The organism is Mycobacterium bulgaricum (assembly GCF_041287165.2).
GTDB lineage: Bacteria > Actinomycetota > Actinomycetes > Mycobacteriales > Mycobacteriaceae > Mycobacterium > Mycobacterium bulgaricum.
Window position 1 is genome coordinate 79943 of sequence record NZ_JBGGKV020000011.1, and the last position, 13726, is coordinate 93668.

Below are 13726 nucleotides of genomic sequence, written 5' to 3' on the forward strand. Positions count from 1 at the left end.
CGTCGAATGCTAACGACGCCGGTGATTTCCCGCCGCAGGCACCGTTTCGCCCCATGCCATCCAGACCTCCGGCTTGCGGTCGTCGCCGACGCGGTGCATCCACCCTTCCTGCTGGGGGTTGGGCATGTCACCCAGCCCGCGCATGTGGCCGTGGGGATCGGGTTCGCAGACCCACGCCGTCCCGTCGATCTCGTAGGAGATGCCGTCATGCCAATAGCCGTCCGCGGCTCGGGTGATCTCGATGTCCATCTGCCGCGCGGAGCGCACGGTGCCGTCGCTGTGTGCCGACACCCCGACGTGGAAATTGCGCTGGCCGAACAGGTAATGACCGATCTCGGTGCTGCCGTCCGCGTAGTGGTTAGCCCACGAGTACCACGTCAGGTACTCGGCATCGTGGAGCGGATCCTTGTCGCGGTAGAGGCGTCCGCCCGGATACATCCAGGCTTCCTCCCAGAACAGGAATCCGCGCGCCGACCGGCCTGCGAGTTCTCCGTCGACGAGGAACGTCTGCGTGATGTACAGCAATGCGTGTTCACGGCCGGGGAGGAACCACTGCAACGGTTGCGCGACCAGCTGGCCGGTCACATCGATCACGCCGCGCTCCGAGTAGGCGAAGTCGGTGCCGAGGACCAACCGCATCGGCTCGCCGTCGGCACCGGGCTCGGAGGCGAAGGTCGCCGAGTTGCCACCGTCGAACGTGCCGGTGATCGCCGAACTGTCGACCGCGAACCGTGGTTCCCTGCGTAGATGCAGACCGTCCTTGCCGGTGTTGGAAGCGGTCAGGATGAGCTTACCGCCCAGCGATTGGCGGCCGTCGTCGCTTGCACCGGGCGCCGTCGGCGCGATCCTGCGCATTATCGTGTAGAGCGCCCCTTCGTCGTCGCGCACTGTGCCCCAGATGTAGCCCGCTTCGCGCTGCAGGCCGAGAATCGAGTTGTCGGTGACGAAATCTCGGGCGTCGAACGCGCGCGCCGATGCTAGCGCCGAGTAGTCGAATGTGCCTGTCGGGGTAGCGGACTCGTGGGTAGGTACAGCTGTCATGTGGTTGGTCGCCTTTCAGTGCAACGTTGCGGAGTTCGATGGCGAAGATCAGATGGTGTGGCGGATCTGCAGGGCGTCGATCTGTTCGTCGGTCTTGCCCAGCACGGATTCAAGGACCTCCCGGGTGTTTGCCCCCAATAGAGGAGGAGCCGTATAGGTGTCTATCACTGTGTCGGAGAACCGAATTGGGTTGGCGAGGACGTCGATTGAACCACCGCCGGCAGCGGAGATCGTGCGCTTCATTCCCCGATGCCGAACCTGAGGGTTCTCGAACACGCCTGCCATCGTGTTGACGGGGCTGACCGGCACGTCGGCGTCGTCGAGTCGGCGGACCCAGTAGTCGGCGTCCTGCTCGGCGAAGATACCGCTCAGGGTGTCGAGCACCAGATCGCGATTCGCGATGCGTGCCGACACGGTGCTGAACCGAGGGTCGGCGCCCAGTTCGGGACGCCCCAACGCCGCACTCAACGCCGACCACTGTTTGGCGGTCGAAGCAACAACGAAGATCTCGGCGTCGGCACAGCGGAATGCCTGCGACGGAATCCCGCCGAACCCGCCGTTGCCACGCCGCGGTGCGGCGACACCCGAGACGAAGTAGTTCTGCACGTAGTGCGACAGCGCGGCGACGCCGCAGTCGAGCAGTGCCAGATCGATGTGCTGTCCCGCCCCGCTTCCGGTGTCGCGATGGTGCAGTGCCGCGACGATGGCCGAGGCTGCGTACAACCCGGTCAGGACATCGACCATGGACACTCCGACCTTCATCGGTCCGGCCCCCGGCTCACCGTCAGGGACCCCGGACACGCTCATCATTCCGCACATCGCCTGGAAGACGCCGTCGTATCCGGCCCTGTTGGCGAGCGGGCCGTCCTGACCGAATCCGGTGACCGAGCAATACACCAACCCCGTGTTGCGTGTCCGCAAGGTGGCGTAGTCCAGGCCGTACTTCGCCAGAACACCGCCGCGATAGTTCTCGATGAGCACATCGGAGCGTTCCGCTAGTTCTGCGACCAGTTCCGCGCCGTCGGGCTGCGAGTGATCGATCGTCACGGAGCGCTTGTTGCGATTCGCGCTCAAATAGAAGCCGGACTGCTGATCGGAGGGGGCGCCGTGGAATGGGGGTCCATACTGGCGGGCGTCGTCGCCGCTGCCCGGCCTCTCCACCTTGATCACTTCCGCGCCGAGATCGCCGAGCAGCTGAGCCGTCAACGGGGCGGCCAGGATTCGGCTGAGGTCCAGTACCCGGATGCCGGTCAGGGGTCCGCTCACGAGGTGACCTTCGGTTCCCGGGGTAGCCCGAGCACGCGCTCGCTGATGATGTTCTTCTGCACTTCGCTGGTGCCGGCGTAGATCGTCTCGGCGCGAGCCCGGACGAACGCGCGCCGGACCGCCTCGGATTGAGGTTCCGGACCTGAGGTCCACTCGGTGCCCAGCAGGGCATCGGGGCCCAGAACGTCCATCGCCACCTCGCAGAACTGCTGATGCCAGCGAGACCAGTAGTACTTGCCGATGGACGCCTCGGGACCGAACTTGCCGTCGCGCAACGCCCCCGACAGCGACCGCAGATTGTTGTACGCCATGATCTGAAGTCCGATGTACGAGTCCACGAGACGATGCCGCAGGATCGGGTCATCGAGCGCGCCCCGCCGTGACGCGAGCGCCCGCAGCTGCCGCATCTCCCGACCGAACGAGAACTGGTAGTTCAATACTGAGGTCGCCCGCTCGTGGCCCAGGGTCGTCATGGCTGCGCTCCAGCCTTCGCCCTCCGCGCCGAGGACGTTGTCCACCGAAGTCCGTGCCCCGTCGAAGAACACCTCGTTGAAACCGCTGTCGCCCAACATGGTTCGGATCGGAACCACGGTGACGCCAGGTTGGTCGAGGGGCAGCAACATGTAAGACAGGCCGGCATGGCGTTTGGAGCCGGGTGCGGTGCGCACTATCGCGAAGATCCAATCGGCGTGCTGGGCGAATGTCGTCCAGATCTTCTGCCCGGAGACCACCCATTCGTCGCCGTCGCGTTCGGCCCTGGTCGAGATGTTCGCCAGGTCCGAACCGGCGCCGGGTTCGGAATACCCCTGGCACCAGACAATTTCCGACCGGGCCATGGGCGGGAGCAGCCGTAACTTCTGTTCTTCGGTGCCATGCGCCAGCGCCGTCGGCGCCATCAGCGTCTCCCCGTGGAAGGCTGCCCGCGGCGGAGCGCCTGCCGCTGCGCATTCCATGGCGAAGATGATCTCCTGTGTCATCGTCGCGGACCGCCCGCCGTACTCGGCGGGCCAGGACAGCCCCAGCCAGCCTCCCGCGGCGAGCTCGGCCTCCCACCGCCGGCGCAGTGCCCAGTTGTCGTCGTCGTCGGGGCCGCCACGATCGGCGGTGCCGACGAAGTCGCCGGTCAGGTGCGCGCTCAGCCAGGTGCGGACCTCGTCACGGAAGTCCTCGTCGGCTTTCGAGAGGGGTAGTGATATCGAGTCGCCCGGAGCCGCCGCCATGTGTCGTATAGTACAATGGTTTAGCGGATTAAATCGAGCCCGGGCTTGTCCGTGTGGCTAGGAGGAATCGCGTGGAGGATCTGGTCTGGACGGTCGACGGCGGCGTCGGCACCATCCGACTCAATCGCCCAGAATCTCGGAACTCGTTCACCTTCACCATGATTGGGCGATGGGCCGAGATTCTTCGGCAAGTTCGTCACGACGACGACGTGCGAGTGGTGGTTCTGACCGGAACCGGGGACAAGGCCTTTTGTTCGGGGGTTGATCTCGGGCAGATCTCCAATGCGGACCCCGACTTGACTCCTCTGCAGCGTAAGAGTCAATTGCACGACCAGATTCATCTGGTGGCGTTGGCGCTGGCGGATCTGGACAAGCCCGTGATCGCCTCGATCAACGGGGCGGCCGTCGGGGCGGGGCTCGATATGGCGTTGATGTGCGACCTCCGGATCATGTCCACCTCGGCGCGGGTGTCCGAGGGCTACGTCAAAGTCGGCCTGACTCCCGGCGACGGCGGCGCGTACTACCTGCCGCGGCTTGTCGGTACGTCGAAGGCGCTGGAGCTCTTGCTCACCGGCGAGTTCATCGACGCCGACGAGGCGCTGCGCATCGGCCTGGTCAACAGACTCGCCGCCCCTGAGGACCTGACGGCCGCGACTGCTGCGTTCGCCCAGTCGATCGCTGCCATGCCGCCGGTGACCGTGCGAATGATTAAGCGCGCGACGTATCAATCGGCCGACATCGATCTCCGTACCGCACTCGACATGATCTCCTCCCACTTCGCCGTAGTGGCGGCCACCGAGGATGCCGCGGAAGCGTTGGCGGCCATGAAAGAAAGGCGTCCGGCCAGTTTCGTCGGCCGTTGACCTAGCGAGAGGATTCGACCATCAGCGATCACGAACAGGCCGTCGACGTGTTCGACGCCTGGATAAATCTGCCCTATCTGCCGGGTGAGGTGACCCCCGACCCATCGGTGGTTGCCCGCTTCAAACGCGGGAACAGCGCCTACGAGGGCGGGGAGACGATGGCCGACGTCATCGCTGAGATGGATCGCCTCGGAATGGCCGGCGGGGTGTTGTCGAAGGCTCCGCGTGACATCACACCGCCCTACGTGCACGGGACCAAGACCGGGGAGACCGTCCTCCGTGAGACATGTGAGCGCCTTGCCGGCATTCAGTCGGACCACCCCGGCAGGTTCGTCACGAGTGTAGGCATTGATCCGCGCCTGGGCTATGAAGCGTCGCGCCACGTTCGGATCGCCGTTCGCGAGTACGGCATCAAGTGCTTCCGCATCATTCCGATGTTCACCGGGATCGCGATCGACGACAAGCTGGCCTACCCCCTCTACACGGCCGCGTGCGACGAGGATGCCGTTGTCTCCATCAACGTCGGAGTTCCCGGACCGATGAAACCCGCCAAGCTGCAGCGCACCATCCTGGTCGACGAGGTCGCGTTGGCGTTCCCCGATTTGAAGATTGTGATGAGTCACCTCGGTGACCCCTGGATTTCCGAGACGGTGGCGATGCTCGTCAAGCACCCCAACGTCTTTGCGATGACGGCCGGCTGGGCGCCCAAATACATCCCGGCCGACGTCGTGCGTTTCGCCGAGAAGCGCAACCCGAACAAGCTCATGTGGGCCTCGGACTATCCGATCCTTCCGTTCGATCGCACGATCACCGAGGGCCGGGCGGTCGCACTCACCGGCCAGTCCCAGACCGGCTACCTCGGGGCCAACGCCCGCGCGGTCTTCGGGCCGCCCAAGTGACAGGAGAGCTCTGATGGGAATTCACGAAGGACGGGTTGCCGTCGTCACCGGCGCGGCCGGCGGTATCGGCCGCGAACATGCATTGGAATTCGCCCGGCAGGGCGCGAAGGTTGTGGTGAATGACCTCGGGCCGGCGCAAGACGTCGTCGACGAGATCCGCGCGATGGGCGGTGAGGCTGTCGCAGACAAGAGCGACATCTCGGAGTGGGACGGCGCGGGACAGCTCATTAAGACGGCGCTGGACACCTTCGGCGACCTGCACATCCTCGTCAACAACGCGGGGATCCTGCGCGACAAGATGTTCGTGAACATGGACATCGACATGTGGGACGCGGTCATCAAAGTGCATCTGCGGGGAACATTCGCTCCGACCAAGCACGCCGTGGCCTACTGGCGGGAGAAGCACAAGGCGGGCAACCCGGTCGATCACCCGCGCATCATCAACACATCGTCGCCATCGGGCCTGTACGGCAATGTGGGGCAGTCGAATTACGGTGCAGCCAAAGCAGCGATCGCATCGTTCACGGTGATCCTGTCCGACGAACTCGCGCGCCTGGGCATCACCGTCAACGCCATCGCGCCGAGTGCCCTGACCCAGATGACCGAGGGGCTCGACACCTACGTGGCCGCGATGGCCGAGATCAAGGAGCGCACGGGATTCGACGCCGGCTCACCGGCCAACATCGCGCCGATCGTGGTCTGGCTGGCGTCGGCGGAGGCCGCCGACGTGACCGGCAGGGTGTTCAACGTCAAGGCGGGGTCGATCTCGGTCGCCGAGGGCTGGGTGAAGGGGCCGGGAGTCAGCCGCGACGCCCGTTGGGATCCGGCCGAACTCGGCGAGGTGATCCCCGGGCTTCTCGCCGAGGCGCGGCCCAACTCCGACGGCTCCGGTGTCCCTCGTGCCTGAGACCGTCTCGACGGCGGTCGGCGACGGCATCAGAGTCGAGACCGCGGGTGCGGTGGCCACGGTCTGGCTGGACCGCCCCGACCGCGGCAATGCCTTCACCAGGGCCATGCAGGTCGAACTCCATCGTCGGTTCGAATCGCTCGATGCGGACGACGACGTGCGGGTCATCGTCGTGACCGGGGCGGGCAAACTCTTCTCTGCCGGTGCGGACATGGAACCTGGAGGCAACGCGTTCGCGTTCGACGCTGAGCAGCATCGCCTCGCCAAGACGGAAATCACGCAGAGACCGCGACCGTGGCGGATGCGGACCCCGATCATCGGTGCCCTCAACGGTTCTGCGGTCGGCATCGGACTCACGTTCCCCGTGCAGTGGGACATCCGGATCGTGAACGAGAACGCCAAATACGGCTTCGTGTTCACCCGCCGGGGGCTGATCCCCGAGCAGAATTCGTTGTGGTTGTTGCCTAAACTCGTCGGACTGTCTGTCGCGACCGAGCTACTGCTCACCGGACGGCTCTTCACCGGCGCCGAGGCGGTACGACTCGGACTCGCCAGCGAGGCGCTGCCCGGCGACCGGGTGCTTGCGCGTGCCCGCGAGATCGCCGCCGACATCGCGGCCAACACCGCGCCGGCGTCCGTCGGGGTGACCAAACAGCTGTTGTACGAGATGCTCGGCCAGGACGATCGGGAAGCGGCGTTCGCACGGGAGTGGGAGATCTTCCGATGGATGGGACGTCAACCCGATTCGGCAGAGGGAGTGCAGTCGTTCCTGGAGAAGCGGGCGCCTGTGTTCGCCACGTCGAAGAATGTCGCGCTCCCTGAGAGTGCTGGCGCGCCAGGAGGTCTCGATGTCTGAGGTGGTGTGCTATGAGGTCGACGCAGAAGGCGCCGTGGTGCTGACGTTGAGTCGGCCCGAACGCCGCAACATGTGGACTGCAGAGATGGAAGCCGAGTTCTACAGCGCCCTCGATCGTGCGGCAACAGATCCCGCGGTCCGGGTCATCGTGGTGACCGGCGCGGGCAAGTCCTTCGTGCCGGGCCTCGACCCGGAGGTTCTCGCCGGCCTGTCGGGCGGCGCCCGCTACACCGCCAACCGGCGGCCGCAGACCTATGCCACGACCATTCCCAAGCCGATCGTCGGCGCCATCAACGGCGCCTGCGCGGGGATCGGTCTCGCCCAGGCCCTGAACTTCGACTACCGGTTCGCCGCCGCCGGGGCCAAGTTCAGCACCGCATTCTCCAAGCGCGGCCTGCCCGCCGAGGATGCCAGCGCCTGGATGCTGCTGCGGCTAGTCGGACCGGCCCACGCTTTTGATCTGTTGGCCACCGGCCGGGTCTTCCTGGCGGAAGAGGCAGAAAAACTCGGTGTGGTGCAACGTGTCTCGGAGCCCGGCCGGGTACTCGACGACGCTCTGGAGTTCGCCCACACGCTTGCCACGAGCGTATCGCCGGTGGCGATGGCGATGATCAAGTCGCAGATCTGGCGGGACTGCGAGTCCACGATGGAGGCGGCCCGGGTGCGGGCCCAACATCTGCTCACGCTGGCCAAGGCGCAGCCTGACTTCGCCGAGGGAGTCGCGAGCCTCACCGAGAAGCGCCCACCGGCCTTCCCGCCCTACACCCCGATCAACTTCTGAGGCGGACCATGGACATCGACATCGCACCAGGACAGGCGCAATTCCGTGACGAGGTGCGCACCTGGCTGGCCGAACATCTGGTCGGCGAGTTCGCCGATTACCGCGGCATCGGCAGTCCCACCGACGACACGGCGTGGGACGTCAGGGTGGCGTGGGAGCGCGAATTGTCGGCAGGGGGCTGGCTCGGCCTGACCTGGCCCACCCAGTACGGCGGGCGGGGGGCCGGTCTGGCCGAGGAGATCGTGTTCGAGTACGAGTACGCCCGCGCCGGCGCGCCCGCCCGTGTCAACACCCAGGCTCTCGAACTCCTCGGTCCGACGCTGTTGGCGTTCGGCTCCGAAGAACAGAAGATGCGTTTCCTGCCCAAGATTCTCAGCGTCGAGGAGATGTGGGGCCAGGGCTTCAGCGAGCCCGGGGCGGGGTCGGACCTGGCGGCCGTGCGCACCAAGGCGGTCGCCGACGACTCCGGTTGGCACATCGACGGGCAGAAGGTGTGGACGACCTTCGGCCTCTACGCGAACTGGCTGTACGTGCTGTGCCGCACCGATCCGGACGTATCGCTGCGGCACAAGGGGCTGAGCCTGTTGCTGGTCGACGTCGACCAGCCTGGCGTCGACGTGCGGTCCATCGAGAACCTGGCCCGGTCAAAGGAATTCAGCGAGTGCTTCTTCAACGACGCGCGAACCACCGCGGACATGGTGGTCGGTGGGGTCGGCAACGGGTGGTCGGTGGTGATGGCCACGTTGGGCATGGAACGGGGGAGCGCGTTGATGCCGCTTCAGCTGGCGATGCAACGTGAGGTGGAGGAACTCGTTACCGCCGCGAGAACCCTTGCAGTGCTGGATGATCCGTGGATCAGGCAACGGCTCGTCGATGCCTACATCGGCGTCAATGTGATGCGTTCGACCAACCTGCGGGTGGTGGCCGACCTGCTCGACGGCGAGGCGACCCACCCCGGAGCGGCCACGGCTGCGGCAGCGACCGTCAGCAAGCTGTTCGCCTCTGTCCACCACCAGCAGATGGGTGAACTGGCCATGGACATCCACGGTGCGGCAGCGCAGTACGACGCGGCCGACAGCGCGGCCACCGAAGCGCGCAAACTGTTCCTTCTGTCCCGAGCCGAGACGATCTATGGCGGGACCTCGGAAATCCAGCGCAACATCATCTCCGAGCGGGTTCTCGGACTCCCACGGTGAACCTTGTAATCAGTACAAACATGTTACTGTTTATTCCCAGCGTTGCGGCCATTTCAGCGCCGGCCGCCACCGCGACGGCTCTCCTCGAACGGCAGGATGTCTCATGGCCTTGATCACCACTTCCGAGCAGGAAGAACTGCGCGACGTGATGCAGGCCTTTCTCCGCAAATACTCGGCCGAAGCCGATGTCCGCACCCAGATCGACGCGGAGGCGGGATACGACGCCGACGCATGGCGCACCGCCGCCGAGCAGATCGGCATGCAGGCGCTCGCCATTCCCGAAGAGTACGGGGGAGCGGGCTACACCTTCGACGAGATCGCTGTCGTGCTCGAGGAAGCGGGACGCTCACTGTTCACCGGGCCGGTGCTGCCCACAGTGGTGCTGGCTCCGGCGACGCTGCTGTTCTCGCAGGACCGGTCGGCCTGCGAGACCTATCTCCCCGCGATTGCTGAAGGCTCTCTGATCGCCACTGTCGCAGTGAGCGAGGAACTTTCGATGTGGGATGAGTCAGACATCACCGTGACCGCGGACGCTGTCGACGGCAGATGGACACTCAACGGCACCAAGCGCTACGTGCTCAGCGGCGCCGACGCGGGTCTCATCGTCGTGGCGGCACGCACGGGAGCCGGTGTGTCCCTGTTCGCTGTCGACAACACCACGGACGGCGTGACCACGACACCGCTGGACGTCCTCGATCTGACTCGCCGGATGGCGACCGTCGAACTGCGCGATTGCCCCGCGACGCTCATCGGCGAGGACGGGCAGGGCTGGGCGACACTGTCGCAGGTCTTTGACCGTGCTGTCGTTGCGCTGGCCTGTGAGCAGGTGGGCGGCGCGGCCGCCGTCCTGGATATGACCGTGGAGTATTTGAAGGTGCGACAACAGTTCGGCCGCGCCATCGGCTCGTTTCAGGCCATCAAGCACCGGTGTGCAGACATGCTCGTCGAACTCGAGTCGGCACGATCCGCGGCGTCCTATGCCAGTACGGCTGCCGCCGCCGGCGCCGACGATCTCTCGCTCGCGGCATCGATCGCCAAGGTGTACTGCGCAAAGGCGTACTACCACATCGCCGCCGAGAGCATTCAGATGCATGGTGGCATCGGGTTCACCTGGGAGCATCCCGCGCATCTGTACTTCAAGCGCGCCAAGGCTTCCGAGATCCTGTTCGGTTCGCCGTCGGTGCACAGGGAGCGGATTGCCGCGCTGATCGGCATGGTCTGACGCTGGGCTGTCCCGCGATCAATCGGCGAGCAGCCGGTGCGCCCGCACACAATCGTCGAAGAACGCCATCACCCGTAGGTGGTACGCCCGAGCTGCCCAGCTCAGACTGATGTTGTGTCCGCTGCGCGCCTGCGTATCCAGGTGCACCGAGGCGGCGTTCACGAACAGCGACGCCAGTTCGCCCGGCTCGTTCGCCCAGTTCCCTTCACCATCGGCGAGGGTGATCCGCACCGGGCAGCGCACAGCAGCTGTCACCGCCGCAACGCGTTCGCCCCAGCGCATCGCCTCGTCCGGTTCGGCCTCGGGCATGCGCGAGGCAGGCATATTGGCTCTGACGAACGTGTCTTCGGGATAGTTATATTCCGGCCCCCAATGCAGCGCCCGCATATCGGCCGTCGCACCGCCGTCGGCCACCGCCTCGACGAGACGTGTCCCGATACCGCTGAAGTCCACACCCCACAGCGAAAGCCCCTCCGGGACCGTGCCCGCCATCTGCAGCGCGACCATGGCACCGAAGGAGTGCCCGACGAGGAAAACCGGTGTCGTCGGCGCGACGAGCTCGCTCGCCGACAGCACGTCCCAGATGGTGGCCGCCTGGCCGGCGAGGGTCGTGCTCGACGATTCGATGTTTTTCGAGGCGCCGTAACCGGGCCTGTCGAGAGCGAGCATCGCGTAGCCGAGCCGCCGTCCCAGGGTCAGCAGCGACAAGCTCGGGTGCAACGCTCCGTGAAAGTATCGGGAGGTCAAGCCCCCGCCCGGCAGTGCCACCACGATCGCCAACGGGTCATCGGGCGCGTCGAAGGTACCGCTGAGCGACGCGCCGTTGCCGCCGATGACCACGTCGCGCGCCGCACCGATCTCCGAACCGGAGCGCTTCTCGTTTACCCGGCTTCCCTCTGGAGTCACTTAATGAGCATAATCATCTATCTAGATTGTGACACGCTTCGGCTCGAACGCGAACGATGGGAGCACCGGTGGACGGCACAGCCAACAAACTGCTCGACGGAGTCCGGGTGGTGGAGTCGGCGTCGCTTCTCAACGGCGACACACTGGGCATGCTCCTGGGTGATCTCGGCGCCGACGTCATCAAGGTCGAAAGCCCCGGTCGCGGAGACTATCTGCGGGACTTCATGGGGCAGATCACCCCGCACCACAGTCCGGCCCACCTCCAGGTCAACCGCAACAAGCGCAGCGTCGCGATCGATGTGCGCACCGACGCCGGACGCGATGCTTTCTGGCGCCTCCTCGACACGGCTGACGTCTTCGTCGACGGCAACGCAGGAGGCGCTACCGACCGACTCGGGATCGGCTACGACAGCCAACGGCAGCGCAACCCGCGGATCGTCTTCGCCAGCGTGACGGGGTTCGGTCTGCTCGGTCCCTACCACTCCATCCCCACCCACGGCATGATGATGACTGCCCTGGCCGGCGCCAATCCTGTTGCGCGCACTGAGGACGGCCTGATGCGCCCGGTGCCGTCGTCGGGCCTCGGTGGGACGGAGCGGGGCGGGGAGGCGACCACCGCGGCTGCGGTGCACGCCGCATTGCAGGTGTGTGCCGCGCTGTATGCCCGGGAACGCACGGGACTCGGGTGTCATATCGACGTGGCCGGGTCGGATGCCGTCATCGCCCAAGCCATGGTCTCGGTCATTTATGCTCTCAACGATTCTCGGCTCACCGACCGCAGCTCCTTGCCCACGATCGACGGCGGGGTGTGGACGGGGGCGAAGTATCAGTTCTACGAAACCAGCGACCACAAGATCGTCATGCTCGCCGCCATCGAGGATAAATTCTGGCGGTCGTTCTGCGAGGCGATCGGTCGCACCGACCTCGCCGACAGCGACAACTCGGCAACCGGGGGGGTCGATTTCGGGAAGGACGAGACGGCGCTGCGGGCCGAGCTCGACAAGATCTTCGCCGGGCATGATCAGGAGCACTGGACCGATCTTGCTGTTCGGCAAAGGATTCCGATCGGTCCCGTACCGGGGACGATTGCGGAGATGGCCGACGACCGGCACATCAAGGCTCGGTCGATCATCGTCGATGGTGACCATCCTGGTGCCGGACCCTTCACCTACGTCGGCTCGCCCGCGGTGATCGACGGAGCGCCATTCACCGTCCGCAGGCCCGCGCCTGCGCTCGGCGAACACACCGATGAGGTCCTGTCGGAGCTCGGTTACGAGGCCGAGGAACTCCGCGCACTGGCCGCCGACAGAGTCATCGGCGGGATATGACCCAGGCTGTCCTCGACGGGATCCGGGTACTGGATTTCGGCAAGCACGTCGCGGGTCCGTGGTGTGGGGCGCTGTTGGCCGACCTCGGTGCCGAAGTGATCCGCATCGAACGCCCGGGCGGTGGCGACGATCGCTTTATCGCCCCGGTCGCCGACGATGGTTCCGGTGCGATGTTCATGGTGTGTAACCGCGGAAAGCGGGGCATGACGCTGCGGTCGCACCGCCCGGAGGCCGCACCCATCATCGAGGCGCTGCTCGGTAGTGCGGATGTGGTGATCGCAAACCTGCCGGCATCCACCCGCGACCGGATGGGGTTGGACTGGGACAGCCTGCATGAGCGGTATCCGCGCTTGGTTCTGGTCACTGCCACTGCCTTCGGTGAAAAGGGTCCCTATGCGGATCGGATCGGATTCGACGGCACGATCCAGGCGATGAGTGGTGCCATCGCGCTCTCGGGCGAGCCCGGCTCGCCCACCCGGTGCTGGGTGCCGTACATCGATTTCGCGACCGGCAGCCTTCTCGCGATGGGCGCGCTGGCCGCACTCCTCGCCCGCGATCGCACCGGCAGCGGGCAGCACGTTCAGGGTTCGCTGCTGAACACGGGCTTGATGATGGCCAACCGGGAGACGGTCGAGGCTCAGGTGCTGGGGCTGCGCAGAGAGCCGACGGGGAACCGGGGGCAGACCTCGGCTCCGTTCGACATCACCGCCACCACCGACGGTCACGTGATGGCATCGGTGGTCGGTCGCGCCCAGTTCGCCCGCTGGTGCAATCTCGTGGACCGCGCCGATCTGCTCGACGATCCCCGCTATGCCAGCGACACCGATCGCGGTAAACGCGGCGCCGACCTCTCGTCGATCTTCGCCGCCTGGTGCGCGACACGGTCCACGGAGCAGGTTCTCGCCGAACTTGAGACCGCAGGCATTGCCGCGGGCCCGGTGTTGCATCCACAGGACCTGCTGCAGGATGCCCACGTAGAGAGCACGGGCCACCTCGTCGATGTTCCGTACGGGGGAATGCCGGCTGCCGCTCCGATCGCCGATTTCCCGGTCGCGCTCTCGCAGACCCCGGGCCAGGTTAGCGGGCCGGCACCCGCGTTGGGCGCGGATACCGATTCGCTGCTGCGCGGCTTGGGATTCCGCAATGAAGACATTCGCCAGTTCCGGTCCGACGGCGTGATCTGAATGATTCCGGATCGACCTCGGTCATCCGAATCCTGGCCTTTAATCAGTTATATTGTT

13 protein-coding genes are annotated in these 13726 nt (G+C 65.7%); 9 read left to right on the forward strand and 4 right to left on the reverse strand.

Annotation, left to right across the window (positions count from 1 at the left end; genetic code table 11):
* Positions 1–9: 9 nt before the first annotated feature.
* The 3 genes from ACAG24_RS23830 to ACAG24_RS23840 are packed head-to-tail and all read right to left on the reverse strand — an operon-like array spanning position 10 to position 3527.
* Complete coding sequence (locus tag ACAG24_RS23830; protein ID WP_370475063.1) at positions 10–1041, reverse strand: hypothetical protein; 1032 nt, start codon at positions 1039–1041, stop codon at positions 10–12.
* Between the two features lie 48 nt (positions 1042–1089).
* Positions 1090–2307: a CaiB/BaiF CoA transferase family protein gene (locus ACAG24_RS23835; RefSeq protein WP_370475064.1), complete on the reverse strand. Its 1218-nt coding sequence runs from the start codon at positions 2305–2307 to the stop codon at positions 1090–1092.
* Positions 2304–3527: an acyl-CoA dehydrogenase family protein gene (locus tag ACAG24_RS23840; protein ID WP_370475065.1), complete on the reverse strand. Its 1224-nt coding sequence runs from the start codon at positions 3525–3527 to the stop codon at positions 2304–2306. The genes ACAG24_RS23835 and ACAG24_RS23840 overlap by 4 nt, the downstream gene beginning before the upstream one ends.
* Before the next feature lie 71 nt (positions 3528–3598).
* Here ACAG24_RS23840 and ACAG24_RS23845 point away from each other — a divergent pair, with 71 nt between their 5' ends.
* The 7 genes from ACAG24_RS23845 (at position 3599) to ACAG24_RS23875 (ending at position 10251) form a co-directional block, all read left to right on the forward strand.
* Positions 3599–4390, forward strand: a complete 792-nt coding sequence (locus ACAG24_RS23845; RefSeq protein ID WP_370475066.1) for an enoyl-CoA hydratase/isomerase family protein — start codon at positions 3599–3601, stop codon at positions 4388–4390.
* Positions 4391–4437: 47 nt separating this feature from the next.
* Positions 4438–5289, forward strand: coding sequence for an amidohydrolase family protein (locus ACAG24_RS23850; protein ID WP_370475067.1), 852 nt, complete (start codon positions 4438–4440; stop codon positions 5287–5289).
* 13 nt (positions 5290–5302) lie between these two features.
* Positions 5303–6196: an SDR family oxidoreductase gene (locus ACAG24_RS23855; protein WP_370475068.1), complete on the forward strand. Its 894-nt coding sequence runs from the start codon at positions 5303–5305 to the stop codon at positions 6194–6196.
* Entirely contained in the window at positions 6189–7052 is an 864-nt protein-coding gene (locus tag ACAG24_RS23860; protein ID WP_370475069.1) for an enoyl-CoA hydratase-related protein, read from the forward strand. Before ACAG24_RS23855 ends, ACAG24_RS23860 begins: the two co-directional genes overlap by 8 nt.
* Complete coding sequence (locus tag ACAG24_RS23865) at positions 7045–7833, forward strand: enoyl-CoA hydratase-related protein (RefSeq protein WP_370475070.1); 789 nt, start codon at positions 7045–7047, stop codon at positions 7831–7833. The genes ACAG24_RS23860 and ACAG24_RS23865 overlap by 8 nt, the downstream gene beginning before the upstream one ends.
* Before the next feature lie 8 nt (positions 7834–7841).
* A complete protein-coding gene (locus tag ACAG24_RS23870; protein WP_370475071.1) occupies positions 7842–9029 on the forward strand; it encodes an acyl-CoA dehydrogenase family protein in 1188 nt (395 codons plus the stop codon).
* 103 nt (positions 9030–9132) lie between these two features.
* Complete coding sequence (locus ACAG24_RS23875) at positions 9133–10251, forward strand: acyl-CoA dehydrogenase family protein (protein ID WP_370475072.1); 1119 nt, start codon at positions 9133–9135, stop codon at positions 10249–10251.
* Between the two features lie 18 nt (positions 10252–10269).
* Here ACAG24_RS23875 and ACAG24_RS23880 read toward each other — a convergent pair whose 3' ends face one another.
* The gene (locus ACAG24_RS23880) at positions 10270–11157 is read right to left on the reverse strand and encodes an alpha/beta hydrolase (RefSeq protein WP_370475073.1); all 888 of its coding nucleotides are present in this window, start codon (positions 11155–11157) and stop codon (positions 10270–10272) included.
* A gap of 68 nt (positions 11158–11225) precedes the next feature.
* Here ACAG24_RS23880 and ACAG24_RS23885 point away from each other — a divergent pair, with 68 nt between their 5' ends.
* A complete protein-coding gene (locus ACAG24_RS23885; RefSeq protein WP_370475074.1) occupies positions 11226–12485 on the forward strand; it encodes a CaiB/BaiF CoA transferase family protein in 1260 nt (419 codons plus the stop codon).
* Entirely contained in the window at positions 12482–13669 is a 1188-nt protein-coding gene (locus ACAG24_RS23890) for a CaiB/BaiF CoA transferase family protein (protein WP_370475075.1), read from the forward strand. The genes ACAG24_RS23885 and ACAG24_RS23890 overlap by 4 nt, the downstream gene beginning before the upstream one ends.
* Positions 13670–13726 lie beyond the last annotated feature (57 nt).